This is a genomic window from Microbacterium sp. GW823-FHT02G05 (genome assembly GCF_058797175.1).
The window spans coordinates 1,820,819-1,847,030 of sequence record NZ_JBXAJK010000001.1 but is presented as its reverse complement, the minus strand read 5'-3'; the positions used below and the strand labels follow the sequence as shown (position 1 = coordinate 1,847,030).

The 26,212-nt window shown below is 68.7% G+C and carries 23 protein-coding genes; 7 read left to right on the top strand and 16 right to left on the bottom strand.

All coding sequences use genetic code 11. The annotated features are described in order from the left end of the window. Positions 1-42 precede the first annotated feature (42 nt). From AC1REM_RS08980 to AC1REM_RS08940, 9 genes are all read right to left on the bottom strand, one after another. The gene (locus AC1REM_RS08980; RefSeq protein WP_492514312.1) at positions 43-1,569 is read right to left on the bottom strand and encodes an NAD(P)/FAD-dependent oxidoreductase; all 1,527 of its coding nucleotides are present in this window, start codon (positions 1,567-1,569) and stop codon (positions 43-45) included. A gap of 20 nt (positions 1,570-1,589) precedes the next feature. After that, the gene (locus tag AC1REM_RS08975) at positions 1,590-2,891 is read right to left on the bottom strand and encodes a S8 family serine peptidase (protein ID WP_492514311.1); all 1,302 of its coding nucleotides are present in this window, start codon (positions 2,889-2,891) and stop codon (positions 1,590-1,592) included. A gap of 45 nt (positions 2,892-2,936) precedes the next feature. Next, positions 2,937-3,482 (bottom strand): DUF501 domain-containing protein, encoded by a 546-nt coding sequence (locus AC1REM_RS08970; protein ID WP_492514310.1) that lies wholly within the window; start codon positions 3,480-3,482, stop codon positions 2,937-2,939. A gap of 72 nt (positions 3,483-3,554) precedes the next feature. Next, positions 3,555-4,085, bottom strand: a complete 531-nt coding sequence (locus AC1REM_RS08965; protein WP_492514309.1) for an FtsB family cell division protein — start codon at positions 4,083-4,085, stop codon at positions 3,555-3,557. A gap of 48 nt (positions 4,086-4,133) precedes the next feature. Then, positions 4,134-5,414, bottom strand: a complete 1,281-nt coding sequence (gene eno / locus AC1REM_RS08960) for a phosphopyruvate hydratase (protein WP_492514308.1) — start codon at positions 5,412-5,414, stop codon at positions 4,134-4,136. Between the two features lie 81 nt (positions 5,415-5,495). Next, on the bottom strand, positions 5,496-6,158 hold the full coding sequence (locus tag AC1REM_RS08955; protein WP_492514307.1) for an O-methyltransferase: 663 nt from the start codon (positions 6,156-6,158) through the stop codon (positions 5,496-5,498). Between the two features lie 51 nt (positions 6,159-6,209). Further along, positions 6,210-7,184 carry a CPBP family intramembrane glutamic endopeptidase gene (locus tag AC1REM_RS08950; protein WP_492514306.1) on the bottom strand — a complete coding sequence of 325 codons (975 nt, stop codon included), beginning with the start codon at positions 7,182-7,184 and terminating at the stop codon, positions 6,210-6,212. After that, positions 7,181-8,221 (bottom strand): hypothetical protein, encoded by a 1,041-nt coding sequence (locus AC1REM_RS08945; RefSeq protein WP_492514305.1) that lies wholly within the window; start codon positions 8,219-8,221, stop codon positions 7,181-7,183. Before AC1REM_RS08945 ends, AC1REM_RS08950 begins: the two co-directional genes overlap by 4 nt. Beyond that, positions 8,218-8,568, bottom strand: coding sequence for a GntR family transcriptional regulator (locus tag AC1REM_RS08940; RefSeq protein WP_492514304.1), 351 nt, complete (start codon positions 8,566-8,568; stop codon positions 8,218-8,220). Before AC1REM_RS08940 ends, AC1REM_RS08945 begins: the two co-directional genes overlap by 4 nt. Before the next feature lie 97 nt (positions 8,569-8,665). Between AC1REM_RS08940 and AC1REM_RS08935 the strand changes: the two genes are divergently transcribed. After that, positions 8,666-9,136 (top strand): PaaI family thioesterase, encoded by a 471-nt coding sequence (locus tag AC1REM_RS08935; RefSeq protein WP_492514303.1) that lies wholly within the window; start codon positions 8,666-8,668, stop codon positions 9,134-9,136. A gap of 50 nt (positions 9,137-9,186) precedes the next feature. Continuing rightward, positions 9,187-10,440: an APC family permease gene (locus AC1REM_RS08930; RefSeq protein WP_492514302.1), complete on the top strand. Its 1,254-nt coding sequence runs from the start codon at positions 9,187-9,189 to the stop codon at positions 10,438-10,440. Here the strand turns inward: AC1REM_RS08930 and AC1REM_RS08925 are convergent. Then, a complete protein-coding gene (locus tag AC1REM_RS08925) occupies positions 10,416-11,198 on the bottom strand; it encodes a helix-turn-helix domain-containing protein (protein WP_492514301.1) in 783 nt (260 codons plus the stop codon). The genes AC1REM_RS08930 and AC1REM_RS08925 overlap by 25 nt on opposite strands. A gap of 80 nt (positions 11,199-11,278) precedes the next feature. Here AC1REM_RS08925 and AC1REM_RS08920 point away from each other — a divergent pair, with 80 nt between their 5' ends. Next, positions 11,279-11,758, top strand: a complete 480-nt coding sequence (locus AC1REM_RS08920; RefSeq protein WP_492514300.1) for a VOC family protein — start codon at positions 11,279-11,281, stop codon at positions 11,756-11,758. Positions 11,759-11,776: 18 nt separating this feature from the next. Here AC1REM_RS08920 and hisS read toward each other — a convergent pair whose 3' ends face one another. The 3 genes from hisS to nhaA form a co-directional block, all read right to left on the bottom strand. Then, the gene (gene hisS / locus AC1REM_RS08915) at positions 11,777-13,045 is read right to left on the bottom strand and encodes a histidine--tRNA ligase (protein WP_492514487.1); all 1,269 of its coding nucleotides are present in this window, start codon (positions 13,043-13,045) and stop codon (positions 11,777-11,779) included. Positions 13,046-13,111: 66 nt separating this feature from the next. Continuing rightward, positions 13,112-13,777 carry a nucleoside triphosphate pyrophosphohydrolase gene (locus AC1REM_RS08910; RefSeq protein WP_492514299.1) on the bottom strand — a complete coding sequence of 222 codons (666 nt, stop codon included), beginning with the start codon at positions 13,775-13,777 and terminating at the stop codon, positions 13,112-13,114. After that, entirely contained in the window at positions 13,774-14,937 is a 1,164-nt protein-coding gene (nhaA, locus tag AC1REM_RS08905; RefSeq protein ID WP_492514298.1) for a Na+/H+ antiporter NhaA, read from the bottom strand. The genes AC1REM_RS08910 and nhaA overlap by 4 nt, the downstream gene beginning before the upstream one ends. Positions 14,938-15,132: 195 nt before the next feature. On the opposite strand from nhaA, the gene AC1REM_RS08900 reads away from it, so the two are divergent. Both AC1REM_RS08900 and gdhA read left to right on the top strand, forming a co-directional pair. Next, positions 15,133-17,727 carry a phosphoenolpyruvate carboxylase gene (locus AC1REM_RS08900; protein WP_492514486.1) on the top strand — a complete coding sequence of 865 codons (2,595 nt, stop codon included), beginning with the start codon at positions 15,133-15,135 and terminating at the stop codon, positions 17,725-17,727. A 158-nt stretch (positions 17,728-17,885) separates the two neighbouring features. Continuing rightward, the gene (gene gdhA, locus AC1REM_RS08895; protein WP_492514297.1) at positions 17,886-19,262 is read left to right on the top strand and encodes an NADP-specific glutamate dehydrogenase; all 1,377 of its coding nucleotides are present in this window, start codon (positions 17,886-17,888) and stop codon (positions 19,260-19,262) included. 60 nt (positions 19,263-19,322) lie between these two features. Here the strand turns inward: gdhA and AC1REM_RS08890 are convergent, their stop codons facing one another. Next, positions 19,323-19,919, bottom strand: coding sequence for a gamma carbonic anhydrase family protein (locus AC1REM_RS08890; RefSeq protein ID WP_204939480.1), 597 nt, complete (start codon positions 19,917-19,919; stop codon positions 19,323-19,325). A 116-nt stretch (positions 19,920-20,035) separates the two neighbouring features. Here AC1REM_RS08890 and AC1REM_RS08885 point away from each other — a divergent pair, with 116 nt between their 5' ends. Next, positions 20,036-20,911, top strand: a complete 876-nt coding sequence (locus tag AC1REM_RS08885; protein WP_492514296.1) for an SDR family oxidoreductase — start codon at positions 20,036-20,038, stop codon at positions 20,909-20,911. On the opposite strand, the gene AC1REM_RS08880 is transcribed toward AC1REM_RS08885, so the two are convergent. Together AC1REM_RS08880 and mfd are read right to left on the bottom strand one after the other, a co-directional pair. Continuing rightward, a complete protein-coding gene (locus AC1REM_RS08880; RefSeq protein ID WP_492514295.1) occupies positions 20,908-21,720 on the bottom strand; it encodes an alpha/beta fold hydrolase in 813 nt (270 codons plus the stop codon). The genes AC1REM_RS08885 and AC1REM_RS08880 overlap by 4 nt on opposite strands. Positions 21,721-21,762: 42 nt before the next feature. Further along, entirely contained in the window at positions 21,763-25,329 is a 3,567-nt protein-coding gene (gene mfd, locus AC1REM_RS08875) for a transcription-repair coupling factor (RefSeq protein ID WP_492514294.1), read from the bottom strand. A gap of 57 nt (positions 25,330-25,386) precedes the next feature. Between mfd and AC1REM_RS08870 the strand changes: the two genes are divergently transcribed. Next, positions 25,387-26,208 (top strand): hypothetical protein, encoded by an 822-nt coding sequence (locus AC1REM_RS08870; protein WP_492514293.1) that lies wholly within the window; start codon positions 25,387-25,389, stop codon positions 26,206-26,208. Positions 26,209-26,212: the final 4 nt, after the last annotated feature.

The following is a 26,212-nucleotide window of genomic DNA, read 5'->3' as shown; positions in this document are numbered from 1 at the left end:
CGCACTCCGAGGAGTACGAGCCCTTCACACCATCAGCGGATGCTACTTCGCAGCGACCTTCTTGGCCGCAGGCTTCTTCGCAGCCGGAGCCTTCGCGGCCGCGGGCTTCGCAGCGGCGGCCTTGGCCGTCGCGGGCTTGGCCGCAGCGGCCTTGGCGGCGGGCTTCTTCGTCGCCTTGTCGGCGACCGGAGCGGCAGCCTTCTCAACAGGCTTCGCCTCGACCGTCTTCACGGTCTCGGTGGTGACGGCCGGACGCGGGCGCGCAGCGAACTCCTCGAAGACATAGCGCGGGTTCTGCACGGTCTGCAGGTTCACGAGGTCGCGGCCGAGCCACAGGTTGTTCCACCAGCCCCACAGCACGCGGAACTTGCGCTCCCACGACGGCATGGCGAGGCCGTGGTAGCCGCGGTGCGCGATCCAGGCGACGAAGCCCTTGAGCGCGATCTTGCCGGACTGGAAGACACCGTTGTAGAGACCGAGGCCTGCGACAGCACCGAGGTTCTTGTGGAAGTACTCCTTCGGCTCCTCACCGCGGAGGACGGCGACGAGGTTCTTCGCCAGGAGCTTGGCCTGACGCACCGCGTGCTGTGCGTTCGGAACGCAGTAGCCGCCGACGCCACCACCCGTGAGGTCGGGAACAGCCGAGATGTCACCCGCGGCCCATGCGCCCTCGACGGGAGCCTCAGCGGTACCGACGCGCAGGTCTGCGCGCGTCGCGATGCGACCGCGCTCTTCCACGGGAAGGTCGCCACCACGGACGACCGTCGGGTTCGCCATGACACCGGCGGTCCACACGATGAGATCGGTGGGAATGACCTCGCCGGTCGACAGCTCGACGTTGCCGTCGACTGCTCCGGTGACCTGCGTGTCGAGGTGCACGAATGCGCCGCGCTTGGCGAGGTCCTTGAGAACCCACTCGCTCGTCGGCAGCGACACCTCGGGCATGATGCGCCCCATCGCCTCGATGAGGTGGAAGTGCGTGTCATCGAAGCTCAGCTGCGGGTACTTCGACACGAGTGCCGAGGCGAGCGAGCGCAGCTCGGCGAACGCCTCGATGCCCGCGAAACCGCCACCGACGACGACGACCGTCAGCAGGCGGTCACGCTCGGGTCCGGCCGGCAGGGACGCTGCGCGGTCGAAGTTCGACATGAGACGGTCACGCACGGCGACGGCCTCTTCGATCGTCTTGAGGCCGATCGCGTTGTCTGCAATGCCCGGGATCGGGAAGGTGCGGGAAACAGCGCCGGCGGTCACGACGATCTGGTCGTACGCGAACTCGTACGGCTCGCCGAGCTCAGGGGTGATCGTCGCCACCTTGTTGGCGTGATCGATGCCGGTGACCTTCGCCGTGATGACGTTGGTGCGCTTGAGGTGACGACGGTGTGCGACGACCGCGTGGCGAGCCTCGATAGACCCTGCGGCCACCTCAGGAAGGAAGGGCTGGTAGGTCATGTACGGGAGCGGGTCAACCATCGTGACTTCCGCTTCACCCTTGCGAAGGTGCTTCTCGAGCTTCCAAGCCGTGTAGAAGCCCGCGTAGCCGCCACCGACAATCAGAATCTTGGGCACAGGGGGACAACTCCTCGTCGTCATTGGGCAGACGTGCGTCGATCGCGCGCCAATCGGATGCGCCGGGCAGCTGCAGTGACGCCAAGCGCTACAAGAATACCAGCCGCGGTGAGTGCCAAGAGCGGAAGTGTGCCATATGTCAATGTCTCGACGGTGGGAATGAGCGGGCTGTCGGCTTTCGTCGGCTGGTCCGCCTGCGGAACGGGCGGCAGAGCGACGGGTGCGGACGTCGGCACGGGAATCGGCTCCGAGGGGGCGCGACGATGCAGATGCACCCATTCCGCGAGGCTTCCCAGCGGATTCTCCTCCACCGTCGAAACCTCGGCACTGACAGCCGCAGCCGCGTCGACGAGGCCGAACCCGTACAGCGGATCGGGCACGCTGGTCGCGGCAGGCGCGGGACGCGCCGTCGATATGACCCGGTTTATGACGTTCGCGGCGTCCATGTCGGGGTGCGCGGCACGCACGAGTGCCACGATGCCGGAAACGATGGGTGCGGCGCCACTGGTCCCGTTCCAGCGTTCGACGGTGCCCGCCGCCGTCACACCCAGCAGTCCTTCGCTGGGGGCAGATACGGCGATCGTGATGCCCTGCGTCGACGCCGACTGGCTCGCGGTGCCGTGCTGGTCGACGCCACCCACGGTGAGCACACCCGGGATCGTCGCGGGCGCCCCGACCACGGTCGTACCGCTCCCGCGGTTTCCGGCGGCGACGACCACGACCACGTCGTTCTCGAACGCATGCAGGAACGCCTTGTCCCAGCTGGGATCCCAGCCGAGCGTGTTCATCGTGAACGAGAGGTTGATCACATCGGCACCGTTGTCGACAGCCCAGATGATCGCCTCGGCCACCTGCGTGGTGAAGGGCACGGTGGCCGAGGCACCGAACCCGAGCGAGATCGAGAGCAGATTGGCCTCCGGAGCGACACCGATCATGCCGGTGCCATCCGGCGCACCGCGGCCGGCAGCGAGAGACGCCACCCGCGACCCGTGGTCGCTGTCGATAGGCCCGAGTGGCGTCCGACCGTCCGCGGAGCCGTTGCCCGAGACATCCGTCCCGTCCGTGACCGCGCCTGCGAAAGCCGCCGGGCCCCGGGCGATCCCCGTGTCGATGACCGCGATCGTCACTCCGGCGCCGCGGGTCGTCTTCCACGCCTCGCGGATGCGCGCGCCGTCGAGCCAGTACTCCTGTGCACGGGTCGGGTCGCTCGGCTTATCCGGGATCGTCGGTGCGGGGCTGGGTGTCGCGGCGAACAGCGTGAACGAGACGGTGAGCACGCCGAGCGCGGCGAAGACCCGCGTATGCAGTCGTCGTGCTCTCATGCCTCCCCCTCGCTCTTCGATGCGCGCTGCGGCAGTGCGGCCGGCTCAGCCCGTGGTCGTGGTCTCTGCGCCCGCAAGGGCCGCGCCTGGTGTGACGCATTCGCAGCGCTCGGGACTCCAGCGTGAGCGGCGGAGCGCCTCATCGCCGATGGGATTGACACCGGGACCTGCCGCGAGAGCGTGACCTGCGAGTGCATGCAGGCACTTGACCCGGGTGGGCATGCCCCCGGAAGAGACACCGGCGATCTCGGGCACCTCGCCGAAGGGCGCACGATCGGCGAGGAAAGCCTCGTGCGCACGTCGGTAGGCGGCCGCGATCTCTTCGTCGTCCTCCAGCAGCGCGGCCAACTCCGGCATGACCTGGGTCGCTTCCAGTGTCGACATCGCGGACGTCGCGGCCGGGTGGGTCAGATAGTAGAAGGTGGGGAACGGTGTGCCGTCCGGAAGCCGCGGCGTCGTCGCGACGACCGTCGGGTTGCCGCAGACGCAGCGCGCGGCGATTCCCACCACGCCCCGGGCTTCACGTCCCAGTTGCGCCGAGACGACGGCGATCTCCTGGGCGGTGGGCGGAGCGAAAGGAGGCGTGGTCACCCCTCCAGGGTACGGGAGGGGTGCTGAACGATTCTCAGAGATGACTCAGAAAGCACGACCGCGAGCGGTCGATCACGGAGCGGGCGTCTCGGTCTCGGGCCCGGTGACGGTCTGCGCGAGGCCCGATGCGGCGAGCGTGCGCAGGATCTGCGGCATCCAATCCGCCTCGCGCTCTTTCAGCTCGCCGCTCACCGGCTCCTGCTCGCGAGGCAGCGCATCGGGGTCGAGGTCGTTGTCGACGAGATACACGATCTCGCCCGGCTTGACGTAGTAGAGGCGCTCCCGCGCCTGCGTCGTGATGTACGCCGGGTCGTTCCAGCGATCACGTTCGGCCTTGAGTTCGGCGATGCGCTCTTCACTGACGTGGACGGCCTGCTCCAGTGCGGCGATCTTCTGCCGCTGCTCGATGTACGTGCCGAGGGTGGGCACCAGCACCCAGGCGCCGAGGACGACCAGCGAGAGCATGATGACCATGAAGGTCGAGAGACGGATGCCGCTGACCCAGCCGCGGACGTCGATCGTGCCGGTCTCGGGTCGAGCTCTGTCCGCTGTGCGACCCGTCGTGCGCGGAGACGACGAAGGGGGAGCCGGTCGTCGTGACATGGCTCCCCCTCCGTTCAGTGCTCAGTGCGTTCGCGCGTTCGTCTCGCCTCAGGCGGAGAAACGCGGGAAGGCCGAAGCGCCGGCGAAGACCGCCGCGTCGCCCAGCTCTTCTTCGATGCGCAGAAGCTGATTGTACTTCGCGACACGCTCGCTGCGAGCAGGCGCACCCGTCTTGATCTGACCCGCGTTGGTGGCGACGGCGAGGTCGGCGATCATCGTGTCTTCGGTCTCACCCGAACGGTGCGAGAGCATCGCCGTGTAGCCCGAGCGCTGCGCGAGGCTGACGGCGTCGAACGTCTCGGTGAGCGTCCCGATCTGGTTGACCTTGACGAGCAGCGAGTTCGCGACGCCGCGCTTGATGCCGTCGGCGAGGCGCTGCGGGTTGGTAACGAACAGGTCGTCGCCGACGAGCTGCACCTTCTTGCCGAGGGCGTCGGTGAGGAGGCTCCAGTTGTCCCAGTCGTCCTCAGCGAGTGCGTCCTCGATCGTGACGATCGGGAAGTCGTTGACGAGGCCGACGTAGTACTCGATCAGCTCGGGGCCGGTCCAGTCCTTGTTGTCGAGGCGGTAGACGCCGTCCTTGAAGAACTCGGTCGCAGCGACGTCGAGGCCGAGCGCGATGTCCTTGCCCGGGGTGAAACCGGCCTTCTCGATCGCCTTGATGAGGAACTCGAGACCCTCGCGGTTGCTGGGCAGGTCGGGCGCGAAGCCACCCTCGTCGCCGAGGCCCGTGGCGTAGCCGGCGGCCTTCAGCTCACTGCGGAGCACGTGGTACGTCTCCACGCCCCAGCGGAGCGACTCTGCGTAGGTCTCTGCGCCGATCGGAGCGAGGAAGAACTCCTGCATGTCGATGCCGTTGTCGGCGTGCTCGCCGCCGTTGATGACGTTGAAGAGCGGAACGGGCAGCAGGTGCGCGTTCGGACCGCCGAGGTAGCGGAAGAGCGGGAGGTCGGAGGAGTCTGCGGCCGCCTTGGCGACGGCGAGGCTCACGCCGAGGATCGCGTTGGCGCCGACGCGGCCCTTGTTGCTGGTGCCGTCGACCTCGATGAGGATCTCGTCGATGACGCGCTGTTCGCTGGCTTCCATGCCCTCGATCGCCGGGCCGAGCTCGTCGATGACGGCCTCGACGGCCTTCAGGACACCCTTGCCGCCGTAACGGCTCTTGTCGCCGTCGCGAAGCTCGTATGCCTCGAACGCGCCGGTGGACGCACCGGAGGGAACGGCGGCGCGCTGCACGATACCGTCATCGAGAAGCACCTCCACCTCGACGGTCGGGTTACCGCGCGAGTCGAGAATCTCGCGAGCGCCTACAGCCTCGATCTGTGCCACGTATGTGCTCCTTGCTCAGGGGGAAGGGTGTGGTGGAGCGACGTCGATCCGTGGTCAGTCTAGCCGTGTGCGCGGATGCGCTCAGGCGAGCAGGGCGAGTGCGACGCCGTCCCAGCCCTTCAGGCCGACGGTCTGCAGGGCTGTGGCGTCGAATCGCGGGTCCTCCCCCAGCATCCGCAGGCCCGCGAGAGTGCCCTGCACCTTGGAGTCGGTGCTGTCGGCGCGGAGGATCTCCCCGTCACGGCCGATGTTGTCGAGGACGACCAGTGCCCCCGGATGTCCGAGCTTTGCGGCCCAGTCGAGGTAGAGCGTATTCGACTCCTTGTCGGCGTCGATGAAGATCAGATCGAAGCCCGGCACGAGGGTCGGCAGGACCTCAGCACCGCGGCCGATGCGGATGTCGACGCGCTCTCCCACCCCCGCGGCATCGATGTTCGCGCGCGCCACGGCGGCATTCTGTGCCTCGGCCTCGATCGTGACCACACGGCCGGCCTCACCGACGGCGCGGGCGAGCCAGATCGTGGAGTAGCCCCCGAGCGTTCCGATCTCGAGCACTCGGCGTGCACCTCCGAGGCGCGCGAGGAGGTGCAGCAGCTTGCCGGAGACGGGGGCAACCTCGATCGCCGGGAGTCCCGCGGCATGCTGCGCCGCGAGCGTCGCCTCCAGCGCCGGATCGTGCCCTACGAGGAGGTCAGCGAGCAGTTCATCGGCCGCTGCCCAGTTCTGCGGTGTCGGTTGCGCCATGCTCCTCAGCCAAGTCGCTGGGCGCATCGCCGTCAAGGGGCCGACGGAGCATCACGGCGCTGGTGTCTCTGCGGCAGGCGGCGCCACCACGCGCTCGCGACGCGGAGCGAGCGCGGGCTGCGTGCGGAACTGACCGGTGAGTGCGAGGACGAGCGCGACGACGGCGAGGACGCCCCAGCTGACAACGCCCAGCGGTCCGACGATCGCCAGGTCGAACGGGGTTCCGATGGGTTGCAGCAGCAGGATGAGCCCGGCCGCGGCGTTGAGTGCACCGTGCCCGACGACCGCCGGCCAGACCGAGCCCGAACGCAGGCGCAGCCATCCGAAGAAGACGCCCCAGGCGACGCATCCGCCCATCATGAACAGCACTCCCGTGATGTCGGTACGGCCGAAGTTGTAGCCGAGCAGGATGATCGGCGCATGCCACAGCCCCCAGATCGCGCCGCTCAGAACGAGCGCCGGCCAGGTGCCGAGGGGACGGAGCGCTGGCAGCAGCCAGCCGCGCCACCCGATCTCCTCGCCGAATGCGGCAACGCTGTTGATGAGAGCGCCGAGGGGAACCATGGCCAGCTGTGCGACGACCAGCGCTTCAACGGGCGGGAGTGGGGCGCCCGCCGGTGTCGCAGATTCGAGAAGCGCAGCGTATGCCGCGAAGGTGAAGTCCGGCTGAGCCAGCCCGAGCAGTGCGGATGCCGCCACGATGAGCACGATCAGCACGACAGGTGCGAGCCATCCGGCGACGATGAGCCAGACGACGCGCTTGGCGGGGCGCAGGGGCCACAGCCCCAGGAACCGCGCCCGCTCCCCCTTCGCGGGAACGCGCAGTGCGAGCATCACGATCAGAGTTGCGACCGCGGGGGTCCACATCATGAGAGGCAGCAGCAGCGGCGCGATGGGTGCCGCCAGCCCCTCGCCCAGCCAGAGGGGCAGTGCGACGAGCCAAGCGAGCGCGCAGGCGGTCACAACGAAGAGCGCGACCGCGCCCCACGGGACCTTCCGAAGAGAGTGAGCGGGCGAGGAGGTCATGCGTCGTCCTTTCGAGCGGATGCGGCGGTGCTCAGCACAGCCGCACAGGTAGTGGCGTCATCGACCGTGACGACCATGATCTTTCCGTTGCTGCGCGTCACTTCGATTCCTTCGCCGGTGCGCAGGACGACGCCGAACCGTCCGTCGACACCCCAGCGGATTCCCCATCCGCCGAATTCGGCGAAGGGATTGACGGCAACAGCCCGCACCGAGGCGATCTCACCGGCCGGGATCTCGTAGCGAGGCCAGCCGAGAGCACCTCGGACGTGAAGCCCCGCACTGTCGGCGCGGACGTGGAAGACGGAGGTCGCGAGCATCAGGAGGATCAGCACGACTGCCGTGGCGACCAGGATCCACCCTGCCGCGGCATCGACGGCGACGAGGCCGACGCCGAGGGCGAGGGTGATGAAGAGCAACACACCGAGCGTGATGATTCCGCTGCGCGACAGCGTGGCGGATCCGAACCATGCGGCGCTGGCGCCATCCGCCAGGGGAAGCGGCGCCGCACCAGGACCGCTGCGCGGTTCCGGCTTCGGACTCGCGGGCTGCAGGAACCAGCCGAGGGCGGTGACGCCCACCAGCACCGCGAAGGCGACCAGCACCGCCACACCGATGTCCGGCGCGTCCTGCGCATCCTCGAGTCCGCGCTGCGAGCCGACGATCACGAGCGTCAGCAGAGCCATCATGCTGGCGAGGCCCAGGCTCGTCGCGGCGAGGAATCGCGCTGTGAACGACGGGTCCTGGGAACGGGGCAACAGCGTCGCCGGTCCTTCCTGATGCTGCGGAAGCCGTTCGGCGAAATGGCCCATGATGGCGAAGACGATGACGAGTGCGGCACCGATGAGCAGGGGGCCGAGGTTCATCCAGGGCGGACCGAAGCCGTCCGCGCCGTCGGTGCCCCAGTGGATCGCCGAAGGGTTGGGCACCTCCGGGAGCCACACCAGAACCACGACGGCGGCGAGCGCAAGGATCGTCAAGGGCACGATCACCCCCACCCAGAGAGCGGCGGTGCGGGCGCGGCGCTGGTCGTGCGTCATGCGGATGTCTCCTTGATCAATGCGGCGAGGGTGTCGGGCGTGATCCCCAGGCGTCGAGCGCGTGCGACGAGAGCCTCAACGTCGGCGTGCAGGTCGGCGAGTGAGGCGGCGGCAGCCGTCACGATCGCCCCTCTCCCGCGACGCACCTCGATCAGTCCCTCGTCGCGCAGCTCTTGAAAGGCATGCAGCACCGTATGCAGGTTGACGCCGAGACCGGCCGCCAGTTCGCGCGCGGGTGGCAGACGTTCGCCGGGCCGCACCCGACCTGCGGCGATCGCAGCGCGCACGGAGGCGGCGACCTGCTCGAAGAGTGGTCGATCACTCTGGGCGCCCATCGTCAGGAGCATCCTGCATCACCTTGGCTAGTTCTAGTTCAACTAGAACATTTATAGCAGTCCTACCAACGATGCGGAAGAGCCCCAGCCGACGGCGGAGGATGCTGTCATGCGCATCACACCCCGCCGCCTCGCGATCGGCATGAGCCTGTGGATTCCCAACCTCTTCAGCGGCATCCGCGTGCGCCGTTTCAGCGACGACTGGACGCACGCGACCGTGGAGCTGCACGTCAACGCCTTCACGCGCAACTACGTCAAGACGGCGTTCGGCGGCTCTATGTCCGCGATGACAGATCCCTACTTCTTCATGCTCGTGATGCACCAGCTCGGGCGCAACTACGTCGTCTGGGACACGAAGGGCGAGATCGAGTTCTTGAAACCGGGCCGCGGCGTGCTGACCGCCGAGTTCGAGGTGTCGGCGGCGAAGGCGCAGGAGATCCGTGATCGCGCGCATGCCGGAGCGCCGGTGCGCGAATGGTTCGAGACGGTTATCACCGACCGCGACGGCGATGTCGTCGCGAAGGTGCGGCGCGAGGTCTACATCCGCGAGAAGAAGCGCGTCACGGCTGCGCGCGGCTGACGCGACGCATCCGTCACCCGCCGTTCACCCGCGAGTGGGATCCTGATCGGATGCCCCTTGCTCGCGTTCTCCGCCTGCGCGATGCCACAGCCATCGGGCTCGGATCCATGATCGGGGCCGGGGTCTTCGCCGTCTGGGCGCCTGCCCTCGGCGCTGCAGGCTCTGGCATCCTCGTCGCCCTCGCCGTCGCGGCCTTCGTCGCGTTCGCGAACGCGACCTCATCGGCGCAGCTCGCCGCCGTGCACCCGGTGGCCGGCGGCACTTATGCGTACGCGCGGGCCGAGATCGGCCCCTGGTCGGGCTTCATCGCTGGCTGGTGCTTCGTGGTCGGCAAGATCGCCAGCTGCGCGGCGATGGCGATGACCTTCGCCGCCTATGCGGCTCCGGACGGGTGGCAGCTTCCCGTCGCCGTCGTCGCCGTGGCGGCGCTCACGACCGTGAACTGCTTCGGCGTCACTCGCACAGCCCTGCTCACACGCATCCTGGTCCTCATCTCGCTCCTTGGCCTCGCGGTCGTCGTCGCGGCCGGCGGAACCGCTGTCGCGACGGGCACATCTCCTTTGCCACTCCCCGACGCGACCGCCTACGGCATCCTGCAGGGAGCGGGTCTGCTCTTCTTCGCCTTCGCCGGCTATGCGCGCATCGCGACGATGGGAGAAGAGGTCGCCGATCCGGCGCGCACGATCCCGCGGGCGATCATCCTCGCGCTCGCAGGCGCAGTCGTCGTCTACGTCCTCGTCGGTGCCGCCGTCGTGCTCACGCTCGGCGCATCGGTGTTGAAATCCGCGGCGCCGCTCGTCGACGTGCTCGCGGCGGCAGGCTGGTCCGCTGCGACGCCCGTCGTCCGAGTGGCCGCCGCGGCCGCCTCGCTCGGAGCCCTTCTGGCACTGCTCACCGGGATCGGCCGGACGAGTCTCGCTATGGCACGCGAGAACGACATCCCCCGGTTCTTCGCGCGCATCGATGAGCGCTGGAAGGTGCCACGGCGCGCGGAGATCGCGATCGGCGTGCTCGTGATCGGCATCGTCTTGCTCGCCGACCTGCGCGGGGCGATCGCCTTCTCCTCCTTCGGAGTGCTGCTCTACTACCTGATCGCCAATGTCGCAGCCTTCCGCCAGGGCGCGGAAGCGCGCAGGTACCCGCGTGCGCTGCAGGTCGTCGGTGCTCTGGCCTGCATCCTCCTCGTGAGCACGCTGCCCATCGAGGCCTCGCTGGCGGGAACAGGCGTGGTGCTCGCCGGCGTCGCATACCGGATGCTGCGGCTGCGCGTCCGCAGGGATCAGTCCGAGACCCGGCCACGGTAGTCGCTCGGCGTCAGCCCGAGGACCGCTCGGAAGTCGTGGCTCAGGTGGGCGTGATCTGCATAGCCGAGCTCGGCCGCGAGACCAGATAGATCCGCACCGGGATCGTCGCGCAGCCGCTGCGCCGCCTCCTGCAGTCGGCGGCGCCGGATCATCGCAAGAGGAGGAACACCGACGTACCGGTGTGCCATGCGCTGCAGCGTGCGCAGCGACACCGCGAGGCGGGCCGCGGCGTCATCTGCGCGCAGCACCGTGGCATCCGTCATCAGCAGCGCCGCCATGCGGTTCGCCTGACGCGCGGATTCGCTCACCTCCCCGACGCGCGAGACGAGCCACGCCGACACCTCCTGCGCCGCACGCGTTCGCCCTTCGGCGCCACCGACGGACATGGCCGCCGTCACGTCAGCCCGCAACCCTTCGGCATCCACCGAAATCTCCCGATCGACCAGCTCCGCGGGCGCATCGCTCAGCGCCGCTGCGGCCGCCGGAGTGAGCAGCGCACCCACCGCCCATCCGGACCCGTGCAGATCGCGATGGCTCCTCCTGGTCGTCGCGCCGGCCAGCACGATCCCCTCTGCCATCACGACGAGATTCAACGCAGGAAAGGCGACGACCTCCTGCCGCGAGGTGACGCCCTCAGGAAGGTCCCACTCCGGGATCCACAGCCAGGAGATGAGTTCCGACGCCGCCTCCGGGGCAGAGACCCGATGAAACCGCGGCATCTGCGCGGGGTAGAGCACACCGCGTTCCTGATCGACCATTCCCCCAGGGTAGAGAGCGGGCGCCGAGGATGTCGCAGATTTCCAAGCAGACGTCGCTGGGCCTTTTCTAGCGTGGACCCATGACCACAGGAACCTACACAGACAATGGCCGTCCGCTGCGATCCAGCACCCTCACCCCCTTCCTCGCGATCCCCGACGCGCGCGGTGCGCTGGAGTTCTACCGCGACGTCTTCGGTGCGAGCGTGCAGGGCGTGACCGAGATGGGCGGCATGATCGTGCACGCCGATGTGGTGTTCCCGTTCGGAGGGATGCAGATCGGCGAACCCAACCCCGAGTACCACCTCGTCGCCCCGCCCGCCGGCGAGGACGACTGCTACTCGATCGGGATCTACGTCCCCGACGTCGACGCCGTGTACGAGGCGGCGGTCGCCGCAGGTGCCCAGGTACGCGAAGCGCCGTCGACATTCGTCTCGGGTGACCGTTTCGCGAGTGTTCGCGACCCGTTCGGTGTGCGGTGGTCGATCATGACCCGCATCGAAGACATCTCCGATGAAGAGAGCGCCCGCCGCGTCGAGGAGTGGGCGGCGTCCTTCACGTGATCGCCGTGGCGCTCGGGGTCAGCCCAGCGGCTTGACCTCGAGCGCTCCCGGGACATCGCCGGCACGCACCGCCGCGAACGCCGTGTAACCGTCGCCCTGCGCGCGCTCGAGAAGTGCCTTGAAGTTCTTCGTGCGACGCTCCAGACGCACCCGCGCGCCCGCGTCGATCAGAGCCTTCTTGTGCGCAAGCAGCTCGACCACGGGAACATCCGCATCATGCACGAGCACGACGGCGTTGACCGTGGCATCCTGCTGCTCTGCCACCAGATCGACGATGCGCTCGAATCCGATCGAGAAGCCGACGGCGGGCACCTGCTGGCCGAGGAAGCGGCCGATCATGCCGTCGTAGCGACCGCCACCGCCGAGCGAGTAGTCGACCGACGGGTGCGCGAGCTCGAAGATCGTGCCCGTGTAGTAGCCCATTCCGCGCACGAGGAACGGATCGAAGACGAGCGGAACAGGGTCGATCCCCGGCGCCGGTTCGCGAGAGGCGGCAACGGCCTCGCCGATCCCGACGAGGTGCGCGACGATCTCATCGGGCGCGTTCTCGGGCAGTCCCTTGCGAATCTGACGCTCGCCGAACGGGTTGTACTCGAGCGTCTGCGGACGTCGCAGGAACGCTTCGAAGGCATCGACGGCGGATGCGGCAGCACCGCGTTCACGCAGCTCCGCCGCGACGCCGTCCGGACCGATCTTGTCGAGTTTGTCGATCGTGATGAGGACTCCCGCGCGCTCGTCCGGAGCGAACCCGAAGGTGTCGAGCATCCAGTCCAGGGCGCGCCGGTCGTTGATGCGGACGGTCGCGCCCTCGAGCCCGAGTGCGTCGATCGCGTCCAGCGAGGCTGCGATCAGCTCTGCCTCGGCGCGTGCGGAATCATCGCCCATGATGTCGATGTCGCACTGCATGAACTGGCGGTAGCGCCCCTTCTGTGGGCGCTCGGCGCGCCACACCGGGCCGATCTGAACGGCACGGAAGACGCCAGGGAGCTGTCCGCGGTTGCTCGCGTAGTAGCGCGCGAGGGGCACCGTCAGGTCGTAGCGCAGGCCCAGATCGGCCAGAGCCGCCGGGTCGTCGGCACCCGCGCGGATCGCCTCCGCGTCCAGGCCGCGGCGCAGGACGTTGAAGGCGAGCTTCTCGTTGTCGCCGCCGATGCCCGCGTGCAGCCGGGAGTACTCCTCCAGGGCCGGAGTCTCGATCTCGTCGAATCCGTGCGCACGATAGCGCTCGCGGATGATCGCCAGCACGCGCTCTCGCCGCGCCTTGTCGGCGGGAAGGATGTCGCGCATTCCACGGGGAGGGTTCACGGTAGCCACAGCACTATCTTCCCAGGTCTGCACCGTGGGCCTGCGCCGTCAGTCGCCCGCGGCCTCCGCGGCGCGAACCTCGGCTTCGAGAGTCGCGAGGCGCTCACGCAGTGCGCGCTCCGCATCCCAGCCCTGCGCGCGGGCCTGAGCGACGAGCGCGAGAAGCGCGTCCCCGAGGTCGGCTTCGGACGTGATCGCCCGCGGCGAATCACTGGGCTGAACGGTCGGACGCGTCACACGGCCGAGCACCTTCTGCGCCCGCGCGAGTGCGGGCATCCCCCGGGGAATGCCGTCGAGGGCGCTCCGACGCTCGCGCTTCTCCGCGGCCTTCGCCGCGTTCCAGTGCACGAGCACCTCTTCCGGCGTGCGGGCGACGGCATCACCGAACACATGGGGATGCCGTCGCACCATCTTCTCGCTCAGGGTGCGGGCGACGTCGTCGATCGTGAACGGGTCGTCCTCGTCCTCCGCAGCCACGGCGGCGTGGAAGAGCACCTGCCAGAGCAGGTCACCGAGCTCCTCGCGCATCTCGATGCGGTCGCCGTTCTCGATGGCGTCGATGAGTTCGTGTGATTCCTCGATCAGATAGGGCACGAGATCCCGATGTGTGATCCGCTGCGACCACACGCAGCGTTCGCGGACGGCGCGCATCGTCTCAGCCGCGTCCTGCAGGGGACCGGACTCCTCGGCGTCGCGCCGTCCGTCCGGGCTCATGCGATCGCCATCGCCCTGCGGTAGCCGCGAGCCCGGGCCGACACGATGACCGCCGCGAGCACCAGCGAGATGAGCGATCCGAGGAGAACGCCGAGGATGGCCTGGTCTCGGATGACCGCATCATCTGCGAAGGCCAGGTTCGCCAGCAGCAGCGACACAGTGAAGCCGATGCCGCCCAGGGCGCCCGCCGCCAGGATGTCCACGAAGGGCAGTGCAGGGGCAGCCCCCTTCGGGCGGATGCGCATCGCGATCCAGCCGAACAGCGAGATGCCCAGGATCTTGCCCACCGGCAGGGCGACCACGATAGCCCAGAAGGCCGGGGAGAGCTCTGTCGGCGACACCTGTGGGATCACGACGAAGGCGGCGACGAACGCGAAGATCGGCAGCACGATCCCGTTGACCCACGGCTCGAGGACGTGCCGTGTCTGGTCTGCGGGTTTCGGCGCCATGACGAGGCCGAGCATCACACCTGCGATCGTCGCGTGCACGCCCGACGAGGCCACGAGACCCCAGGCCACGAGGCCGACCAGCACCATCGCGATGGCCACGGGAATGCGGGCGCTGCCGCGGAGCATCCGGCTCAGCACGGCGAAGACCGCCACGGCGACCACGCCGAGGAGGAACATCACGAAGTCGAGGTCGTTCGCGAACAGGACCGCGATGAAGATGATGCCGACGATGTCGTCGAGGATCGCGAGCGCCAGCAGGAACACGCGCACCGCCGAGGGCAGCCCGCGCCCGAACACCGCGAGCACGCCGAGCGCGAACGCGATATCTGTGGCGGTCGGGATCGGCCAGCCGCTGCTCGTATCCGCGCCCCCTGCGATCATCAGGTAGACGACGACCGGGATCAGGATGCCACCGGCCGCCGCGATCGCCGGCTGCAGAGCCTTGCGCACGCTGTTGAGGTCGCCGCGCGTGAGTTCGTACTGCAGCTCGAGTGCGACGACGAAGAAGAAGATCGCGAGCAGTCCGTCCGACACCCAGTGCGCGACCGACAGGTCGAGCATCGTGCCGGGGACCGCGATATGCGCATCGAAGAGTCCGGCGATGCCGTCGTGGGCCGGGGTGTTGGCGAGAAGGAGACCCACCCCCGCTGCGACCAGCAGAAGAATCGCCGGAAATTGCTGAGAACGAAGAGGATTGCGCGAAGTACTCATCGTTTCCATCGTACGTTGCGCCGCTGGCGGGGCCTCCGGATCCGGATCGCGATGCACCTCCCCGTCGCAGGCCGTAACCGTGCGGGAGCACACTGTCGACCCGGCTACGCTCGAAACGTGACCCCCGAACCCACGAACACTGAAGCAATCCGTCTCATTGGGCGATTCGAGGCCGGCCGCGAGATTCCGGATGCCATGCGCGCCGACGTGCGGATGCTGGGAGCTCTGCTCGGCCAGGTTCTGCGCGAATGCGGTAGCGACGGCCTCTTCGACGATGTGGAGCGACTGCGCATCGCCACGATCCAGGCGTACGACGATGACTCCGCCGAAGCCTTCGCCCGCGCCACCGAGATCGCCGAATCCTTCTCGGTGCAGCGCGCCGACGAGGTCGCTCGCGCCTTCACCGCCTACTTCCACCTCGTGAACCTCGCGGAAGAGCACCAGCGCGTGCGCGTGCTCCGCGATCGGGCGGGTCAGCCGGGCCGCCCCGACGCCAATGACACCGTCGCGACCGCGTTCGCGCAGCTCGTCGGCGAGGTCGGCTCCGAAGAGGCGCAGCGGCGCCTGGGCGCGCTGCGCTTCCACCCGGTGTTCACCGCGCACCCGACCGAGGCCCGCCGTCGCGCGGTCTCCAGCAGCATCCGCCGTCTGGCGGATCTCCTGACCCAGCACGACGTCGCAAGCGAGGGCGGTGCCGAACAGCAGCGCGCGCAGCGCCGGATGCTGGAAGAAGTCGACACCCTCTGGCGCACCGCCCCTCTGCGTGCGGAGAAGCCCGCGCCCACCGACGAGGTGCGCACGGTCATGTCCGTGTTCGACGAGACGCTCTTCACGACGGTGCCGCACGTGTACCGCCGCATCGACGATGCGCTGCGCGGGTCCGACTCCGGCAACTCCGCCCCGATCGCACCCGCCTTCGTGCGCGTCGGATCGTGGGTCGGTGGCGACCGCGACGGCAACCCGTTCGTCACGGCAGACGTCACACGCGAGGCCGCGGCCATCGCGTCCGATCACGTCCTGCGTGGGCTTGAGAGCGCGATCGCCCGCATCGGACGAACGCTGACGCTGGACGCCGAGGGCACCCCGCCCTCCGCCGCGGTCGAGGCACTCTGGGACCAGCTGCATGCAGCCGATCCCGAGACGGCGGAAGAGATCGCCAAGCGCTCCCCCGAAGAGCCGCACCGCCGGGTCATGCTGCTCATCGCGGGCCGCGTCACGGCGACCCGCCTCGGCGATCGGGCACGCGGCTACCGAGTCCCCGACGAACTGCTCGCCGATCTGCGCGCCGTGCAGGACTCGCTTCAGGCCGCGGGCGCGCGCCGTCACGCCTTCGGCGGCGTGCAGCACCTCATCTGGCAGGTCGAGACGTACGGCTTCCACCTCACCGAGCTCGAAGTGCGCCAGCACTCCCAGGTGCACCGCACCGCGCTCGCCGAGCTGCAGGCCGGGGGCGAGATCAGCGCGCAGACGCAGGAGGTCCTCGAGGTCTTCCGCGCTGTTGCGCACATCCAGAACACGTACGGTCCGCGCTCCGCCGGACGCTACGTGGTGTCGTTCACGCAGTCCGCAGACGACCTCGCGAACGTGCACCGTCTCGCGCGCTTCGCCTTCCCCGACGGTGACGGGCCCGTCCTCGATGTCGTCCCGCTCTTCGAGACCTTTGCCGACCTGCAGGCGGCCCCCGGCATCCTCGCCGAGGTCATCACGCACCCTGAGGTCTCCGCGCGTCTCGCGCAGACCGGTCGCCGCATGGAGGTCATGCTCGGCTACTCCGACTCGTCGAAGGACGTCGGACCGGTCGCCGCAACCCTCGCGCTCTACGAAGCGCAGGCGCTCATCGCCGGCTGGGCGAAGGAGTCGGGCATCGAGCTCACGCTCTTCCATGGCCGTGGTGGTGCGCTCGGACGCGGTGGCGGCCCCGCCAACTCGGCGATCCTCGCTCAGCCGCCGCACTCCGTCGATGGCCGCTTCAAGCTGACCGAGCAGGGTGAGACGATCTTCGCCCGCTATGGCGAGCCCGCGATCGCGATGCGCCACATCGACCAGGTCGCGGCTGCGACGCTTCTGGCGTCGTCGCCGAGCGTCGAGAAGCGCACGAGCGAGGCCGCGGATCGCTTCTCCGAGGTGGCGTCGGTGATGGATGCCGCCTCCCGTGAGCGCTTCTTCTCGCTCGTGAAGGCCGAGGGCTTCGCCCCCTGGTTCGCCACGGTCACCCCGCTGGAGGAGATCGGTCTGCTCGCGCTGGGATCGCGCCCTGCCCGCCGAGGCCTCTCCGTCGAGTCTCTGGAAGACCTCCGCGCCATTCCGTGGGTGTTCGCCTGGACACAGGCGCGCATCAACCTCGCCGGTTGGTTCGGCCTGGGCTCCGCGCTCGAGGCCGTCGGCGATGCCGCGCTCCTGCAGACCGCATACCGCGACTGGCCGCTGCTGCGGACGATGATCGACAACGTCGCGATGAGTCTTGCCAAGACAGACACGCGCATCGCACGCCGTTACCTCGAGCTCGGCGATCGTCCGGAGTTGGCGCAGCTCGTCCTCGACGAGCTGGAGCTCACCCGGGAATGGGTGATCCGCCTGACCGGCGGTGACGAGCTGCTCGCGAACAAGCGCGTGCTCCAGCGCGCCGTCAAGATGCGCAGCCCGTACGTCGACGCGCTCTCCCTGCTCCAGCTGCGTGCGCTGCGTGCACTGCGCGACACCCCGGAGAACGCCCCGCAGGATCCGGAGCTGCAGCGACTTCTGCTGCTGTCGGTCAGCGGCGTTGCCGCGGGCCTGCAGAACACAGGATGACACGCACAGATGCCCGGGGCATTACAGCCTCGGGCATCTGTGTGTCAACGTCCCACGCCTGACACGGTAAAGTGAAATCTCCTCGCCGTATCCGGCGCCCTCGCGCGTGACACGATCGACCGCGCTCCTCGTCTCTTCGTCTAGAAAGCTTCCCCCGCGTGACCGAGACCGCAACGCTTGCACCTGAATTCCACCCTCTCGCTGATTCCGTTCAGCCCATCTTCGACACCGTGCAGGCCCGCAGCCCTCACGAGCCCGAGTTCCACCAGGCCGTTCACGAGGTGCTCCACTCGATCGCCCCCGTGCTGACGAAGCACCCTGAGTTCGTCGAGAACGGCGTTCTCGAGCGCCTCGTCGAGCCCGAGCGCCAGATCATGTTCCGCGTGCCATGGATCGACGATGCCGGCCGCCTGCAGGTGAATCGCGGCTACCGCATCCAGTTCTCCTCGGTGCTCGGCCCGTACAAGGGCGGACTGCGTTTCCACCCCTCGGTGAACCTGTCGATCATCAAGTTCCTCGGCTTCGAGCAGATCTTCAAGAACGCGCTCACCGGCCAGGGAATCGGCGGCGGCAAGGGCGGCTCGGACTTCGACCCGCACGGGCGCAGCGAGGCCGAGGTCATGCGTTTCTGCCAGTCGTTCATGGGCGAGCTGTACCGCCACATCGGCGAGCACACCGACGTCCCCGCGGGTGACATCGGCGTCGGCGGCCGCGAGATCGGCTACCTGTTCGGCATGTACCGCAAGATCACCAACCGCCACGAGTCCGGCATCCTGACCGGCAAGGGCATCGGCTGGGGCGGTGCGCAGGTGCGCACCGAGGCCACCGGCTACGGCGCGGTCTTCTTCGTGCAGGAGATGCTCGCGGTGCACGGCGAGTCCCTCGAGGGCAAGCGCGTCGCAGTCTCGGGATCGGGCAACGTCGCGATCTACGCGATCGAGAAGGCCACGCAGCTGGGTGCCAAGGCGATCACCGCCTCCGATTCCTCCGGCTACATTGTCGACGACGCCGGTATCGACCTGAGCCTGCTGCGCCAGATCAAGGAGGTCGAGCGCGGCCGCATCGTCGAGTACGCGAAGCGTCGTCCCGGTGCGCGCTTCGTCGAGGGCGGCAACGTCTGGGAGACACCGGTCGACATCGCCATCCCCTCCGCCACTCAGAACGAGCTCAGCGAGGCATCCGCCCGCATCCTCATCGCCAACGGCGTGCGCGCTGTCGCCGAGGGCGCGAACATGCCCTGTGTGCCCGAGGCCGTCGAAGCCTTCCAGCAGTCCGAGGTGCTGTTCGCCCCGGGCAAGGCGGCGAACGCCGGTGGCGTCGCGACCTCCGCGCTCGAGATGAGCCAGAACGCCTCGCGTCAGCGCTGGGGCTTCGCCGACAGCGAGCAGAAGCTGCGCGACATCATGGCCGACGTGCACGACGCCTCGTTCCGCGCTGCTGAGCGCTACGGCGCCCCCGGCGACTACGTCGTCGGTGCCAACAGCGCCGGCTTCGAACGTGTCGCGACCGCGATGCTCGCCCAGGGCGTCATCTGAGTATCCGCGTCATACCGAAGGCCTCTCCCCGCAGGGATGAGGCCTTCGGTCGTTTCTGGCTCAGACGGAACGGTCGTCGACGTGCCGCGCCAACGACTGCCCGTAGCGCTCGGTCAGCTGCACCATGAGATCCGGTGTGTCGCGGTCGACGCCGAACACGTACCCGGGGAAGTCGAGTTCCGGCTGTGCCGCGGCGATCTCCTCCGCGCGATCCGGAGACAGGAGCTGTACCGGATCCCCCACGGCGACCCAGCCGATCGGGACCACGGTTCCTTCCGGCAGGACCGCGCGTCGGTGCACGATCGCGTTGACCCGCACCTCGCAGCGGTCCCCCACCCGTGCGCCATTGAACACACGCGCGCCCGAGGCGAAGAACACCTCCTCACCGACCGTGGCTCCCGCGATGCTCGCAAGAGTGCCGACCAGGCAGTGGGGTCCGATGTGGACGGCATCGGCTGCGGTCGCGCGGATGAGCGCGTTCTCCATCACGATGACGTGGGCACCCAGCGTGATCGGCCCGCCCTCCGCGGTGATCACGGCCCCGTGCAGGACCTGACATCCCGGGCCGATCTGCACGTCGCCGGAGATGACGGCCGTAGGAGCGATGACTGCAGTGTCGTCGATGCGGGGCCGAGCCCCGAGGTGCTCGTAGATCATGCGCCCACCGTAGCGCGCTGCTAGGCTCGCCGTCATGCAATGCCGTTGACTTCGTTCCCGCTTCTCTCCCGCGCACGCGGCTTTCTCGCGTGCGCTCTCGAACGAAAGACAACTCCATGCACCTTCCTCTTCTCGGACAGACCGCGCTCATCACCGGCGTCTCCCGCCGCGCCGGAGTCGGATACGGCATCGCACTCGCGCTCGCCGACCTCGGTGCGAACGTGTTCCTCCACCACTTCCGCGCCCATGACGTCGATCAGCCCTGGGGCGGCGATGACCTCGACTCCGTGCGCAACGGTGTTCGCGAGGCCCTCGCGCCGGGAGCGCGGATGAGCGACAGGAACGCCGATCTGCGTGATCCCGCCGCCATCGACGACCTCGTGGACGCGGCCACCGCGCTGACCGGTCGCCTCGACATCCTCGTGTGCAACCAGGCGATGAGCGGCGGCGACGGCAGCATCTTCGATCTGACCACCGACGCCTTCGACGCCCACTGGCAGACGAACGCCCGTGCGACACTCCTGCTGACGGGGGCGCTCGCGCGGCGCCGCCGAGCGGAGCAGCAGACGACCTCGCAGGAGCCCGCACGCCCGGGCGACCGCAACACCGGAGGTCAGCCCTTCGCCGCGCCGACCGGAAGGGTGATCTGGATGACGTCCGGGCAGGCCGACGGGCCGATGCGCGGAGAAGTGGCGTACGCGACGAGCAAAGCCGCCCTGGCGGGCGTCACGCGCACGGTCGCCGCCGAGCTGCTGGAGGTCGGACTGGTCCTCAACACCGTGAACCCCGGCCCCGTCGACACCGGGTATCTGGATCCCGCAACGACGGATCGCGATCTCAGCTGGATTCCGGAGTACCTGGAGAAGACGCCGTTCGGCCGGTTCGGGAAGCCCGAGGACCCCGCGCAGCTCATCGCCTGGCTGTGCACCGACGCCGCATCCTGGATCGTCGGACAGACCCTCACCAGCGATGGAGGATTCTCGCTGCTCTAGTGGGGGGCGGTGTCCGGAAGCAGCGAGACGATCTCGAGCAGGTCGTGCGCGGTCTCATCCGGCGCATCCAGCATCGGCAGATGCCCTGCATCCTCGATCACATAGGCGACAATCCCCTCGACGAGAGCCCAGCGCCGCATCGCGGAGACGATGTTCCCGGTGCGGTCCTCCGCTCCGTGCATGAGCGCAAGCGGGACGGGAGTGCGGTAGCTGTCGTCGGGGTCGACGAACGACACGGTCGCCCGCCAGACGTCGAGGAAGCGCGCCTTCGGCATGCGAGCGAAGACGGCCTCGGTGGCGGCGATGGCGTCCGGCGTCACCGCCGATGCGCGCGCCATGAGCCCAGGAAGACGTCGTGCAGGAATGAGAGCGAGCGCGGGGGCCGCCAGTCGCAGCGCCACCCGCTCGACGGAGGTCAGCGGCCCGGCGTTCCACGTCGCGCCGATCACGATGAGGGCTGCGACGCGGTCGGGCTCGGCCCGCACGAACGCCTGCGACAGGTTGCCGCCCAGTGAGTGTCCGACGAGGATCGGTCGAGCGAGGTTCAGCTCCTCCAGCAGCGCACCGAGGTCGGCGAGCGTGTCAGCGGCTCGAAAACGCACGTGCTCGTCGAGGGTGGATTCCCCGTGGCCGCGCTGGTCCCAGAGCACGGGGCGGAATCCGGCCTCCTGCACCCGCTCGGCGAGCGCCGTGAAACTCGTGTGGTCCATCCCCGCGCCGTGGGTGAACACCACGGCGCGGCCATCGCCCTCGCCCACGCGATAGCGGATACGAGCACCGGGACGCTCCATCGTACGGTCGAGGCTCATGCGCCGACGGTACCAGCGGCACCTGTGCACACCCCGGACGGATCAGCTGCTCGCCGCGACCGGTTCGGGGAACAGGGCTGTGAGCAGCTGTCCGACCCAGTCGAGGAGCTGCTCGTCGTTCATCGCCTCATCGCCGGGACGCGGAATCGGGACGACGAGCGCATCGCCTCCGCTCATGAGCTTCGCGGTCGGGTACAGGCGGCGCAGACGCACCTGCATCGAGTCAGCGAGATGTGCCGGTGCGATGCGCAGGTTCGAGCCCATCACGACGACATCGCTGATTCCGGCGCGCGCGGCGCGGCGACGGAGACGCGCCACGGCGACGAGTCCTTCGACCTCCGGCGGGGGCGTTCCATAGCGGTCGGTCAGTTCATCGATCACCAGACCGATCGCGTCGTCCGCTGCGGTCGCCGTGGACGCCGAGGACAGCTTCTGGTAAGCCTCCAGACGCAGACGCTCACTGTCGATGTAGGCATCCGGGATGCGCGCGTCGATCGGCAGCTCCAGTCGCAGCTCGGCGCCGGTCTCGGTCTCTTCCCCGCGGAAGGTCGACACCGCCTCTCCGATCATCCGCAGGTACAGGTCGAAGCCGACACCCGCGATGTGTCCGGCCTGCTCGGCGCCGAGCATGTTGCCGGCACCGCGGATCTCAAGGTCTTTCAGCGCCACCTGCATGCCCGATCCGAGCTCGTTGTTGACGGCGATGGTCTGAAGGCGGTCGGCTGCGGTCTCGGAGAGCGGCTTGAGCTCGTCGTAGAGGAAGTACGCGTAGGCGCGCTCACGCCCTCGTCCGACACGCCCGCGCAGCTGGTGCAGCTGCGACAGGCCGTAGCGGTCGGCCCGATCGATGATGATGGTGTTCGCGTTCGAGATGTCGAGACCGGTCTCGATGATCGTCGTCGAGACGAGCACGTCGAACTTGCGCTCCCAGAAGTCGTCGACGACCTGCTCGAGCTGATGCTCCCCCATCTGTCCGTGGGCGACGGCGATGCGCGCCTCGGGAACGAGCTCAGCGAGCTGCGCGGCGACCCGCTGAATCGACTGCACCCGGTTGTGCACGTAGAAGACCTGTCCTTCGCGGAGGATCTCCCGGCGGATCGCCGCGGCGACCTGTTTGTCGTTGCGAGGACCGACGAACGAGAGGATCGGGTGCCGGTCTTCCGGCGGCGTCGCCAGCGTCGACATCTCCCGGATCCCGGTGACGGCCATCTCGAGCGTGCGTGGGATGGGTGTCGCGCTCATCGCCAGGATGTCGACGTTCGTCTTCATCTTCTTCAGGGCGTCCTTGTGCTCGACGCCGAATCGCTGCTCCTCGTCGATGATCATGAGTCCCAGATCTTTGAAGATGACCTGGTCGGTGAGGATGCGATGTGTTCCGATGACCATGTCGACCGTGCCGTCGAGCAGGCCCTGCAGCACGAGGCGCGCCTCTTTGTCGGTCTGGAAGCGCGACAGTGGTCGCACCTTGACCGGGAAGCCGGCGAAGCGCTCGGTGAAGGTCTCGAGGTGCTGCTTCACGAGCAGCGTCGTCGGCACGAGCATGGCGACCTGCTTGCCGTCCTGGATCGCCTTGAACGCGGCCCGCACCGCGACTTCGGTCTTGCCGAAGCCGACGTCGCCCGAGAGCAGACGGTCCATGGGAATCGGTCGCTCCATGTCGGCCTTGATCTCGTCGATCGTCTGCAGCTGGTCGTGGGTCTCCGCGAACGGAAACGCCTCTTCCAGCTCGCGCTGCCAGGGAGTGTCGGGCCCGAAGGCGTGACCCTTCGCGCTCATCCGGGCCGAGTACAGCTTGACGAGCTCGACAGCGATGTCGCGCACCGCCTTGCGCGCCTTGCCCTTGGCCGCCGCCCAGTCGCTGCCGCCCATCTTCGACAGCGTGGGCGCTTCGCCACCGACGTACTTCGACAGCAGGTCGAGCTGGTCGGTCGGCACGAAGAGCTTGTCGCCCGGATAACCGCGCTTCGACGGCGCGTACTCGAGAACCAGGTAGTCCCGGGTCGTCTTGACGGCGTTGCGCCCTCCGGTGGACACCTCGCGCTGAGTCATCTCGACGAAGCGGGCGATGCCGTGCGTGGCGTGCACGACGAAGTCGCCGGGCTTGAGCTGCATCGGGTCGACGACGTTCTTGCGGCGCGAGGCGAGCTTCTTGACCACACGCTGGTCGCCGCCGATCGTGCGCCCATAGAACTCGTTCTCGGTGAGTACCGCGAGCTTGGCCTCGGGAACCTGGAATCCGGCCTCGATGCTGCCTACCACGAGCGTCGCCACTCCCGCGTCGGGAACCTCGGCGAGATCGGGGACGATTCGTGCCGCGACCCCCCGGTCGGACAGCACATCGCGCGCACGGTCGATGAGTCCTGCGCCGGCGGCGACGAGCACGACTCGCCAGCCATCGCTGACCCGTGCGGAGACGAACTCGATGGCGCCATCGACATTGCCGTGGAACGACGGGATCGGCACGGCGGTCTGTCCGTCGGATCCGGCATCGAGATGTTCACTCTCGGAACCGGGATCGAAGGCGCTCAGCCGCCACCAGACGCCGTCTCGGTCGTGCACGGCCGTGCGGAACTCACCGACCGAGAGGAAATCTCCGGCGCCGAGGTCGACAGGTGCGGATGCCCCGGCCGTCGCAGCGCTCCATGCCGCCTCCAGGAACTCGCGGTTGGTCTCGCCCAGGCTCGTCGCGCGCGCGCTCGCGCGCTCGGGGTCGACCAGCGCCGTGGCGGATCCGACGGGCAGATAGTCGGCGAGCGGCACGAGCGGGCCGGCGACCGCCGGCAGCAGCGACTCCATGCCCTCGACCGGGATGCCCTCTGCCATCTTCTGCAGCATCGCGGCGATCCCCGGGAAGACCGCGACGAGCGACGCTGCCTTCTCGCGCACGGCGGGCGTCAGAAGCAGCTCGCGGCTCGCGGGAAGCGACACCTCTGTGACCTCGCCCGGCAGTGAGCGCTGGTCGGCGACCGAGAAGAAGCGGATCTCGTCGACCTCGTCGCCGAAGAACTCGACTCGCGCCGGATGCTCGGCGGTCGGCGGGAACACGTCGAGGATGCCGCCGCGCACGGCGAACTCGCCGCGACGGGAGACCATGTCGACGCGCGAGTACGCGCGCTCGACGAGCGTGCGAGCGACCTCATCGAGCTCGAGACCGCGGGCGCCCTTGCCCAGCACGAGCGGGGAGATTCCGCCGAGATCCGGGGCGAGCGGTTGCAGCGCCGCACGCACGGACGCCACCACGATGAGCGGATGCGTGCCGTCCCACTCGGTCATGCGCCCCAGCACGTCCAGGCGTCGCCCCACGGTGTCGGGACTGGGGCTCAGGCGCTCGTGCGGCAGCGTCTCCCACGCCGGGAACGTCAGCACCTCGGCGTCCGGAACATAAGAGACGAGGGCACTCGCCAGCGTCTCAGCGCGCCGACCGGTGGGGACGACGACGAGGAGCGCAGCGGGCTTCCCGGAGTCGGCACTGCGCTGAAGCAGGCCCGCGAGCAGCGGAGCATCCATGCCGTCGGCGGCGATCAGCTCGGCGTCGGTCTGCGCCCAGCTCAGCGCATCACGAAACGGCGATGCCTCTTCCAAGGCGCGAACAATCCCCTGCACAGTCACCGAACGAGTCTACGGCGCACCCCCGACATCCGGCGGTCGCGCCTCTAGGATGGGGAGGTGACCGACCCCCAGCAGCCCGTTCCGCAGACTCCCCCTGTGCCGCCGGCGCCGCCGATCGAGCTGACGTTTGACCCTCCCGCGGCCCCGCCCGCGGCTCCCGCTCCCGCAGCTTCCGCGCCCGATCCCGTCGCTGCGCCGGCGCCGCACTGGTCAGCGACTCCGCCCCCTCCCGCGAACTTCCCGGGCTCACCCGCCGTTCCCGGCAGCTCCGCACCTCTCGCCCCCGCGCTTCCGACGTCCGCACAGCCTGCGGCGCCTGGGTACGGGGCTCCCGGCTACGCCGTTCCCGGTTACGGCGCGCCCGCTGCGCCGCAGTCCGGCGCCGCGCACTCGGCCGGCTACCCGGCGTCCACGGGATATGCCGCGCCGAACGGCGCCTACGCCGCGCCCGTCGGCGGATACGCGCAGGGCTACCCTGCCCCGGCGGCAGCGGAAGGCGCCCGGACACGGACGCTCGGCATGGTCGCGTTGATCATCGCGCTCATCGCAGCCGTCGGCACGTCCTTCGTCGGCGCGTACGCTGCCCTCGAGATCGGTCGCAACGCACTGACGCCCGAGACGCTGATGTCGGCGAACACGGCGAACGTGCTCTCGTTCCTCTCGCCCGTGCGCGAGTACGTCCTGTGGCTGGAGATCTCGTTCTGGGCCGGAACAGTGCTGGGCATCTGGGCGCTCGTGCAGGGCATCGTCGCGACCGTGAAGCGGCGCGGACGCGGCATGGGGATCGGCGCGATCATCCTCGCGGTGCTCGGCCCCGTGATCTACTCCATGATCGTCTGGATCGGATTCTTCGCGGGCGCGGCGATCGCCGGAAGCTGATCGG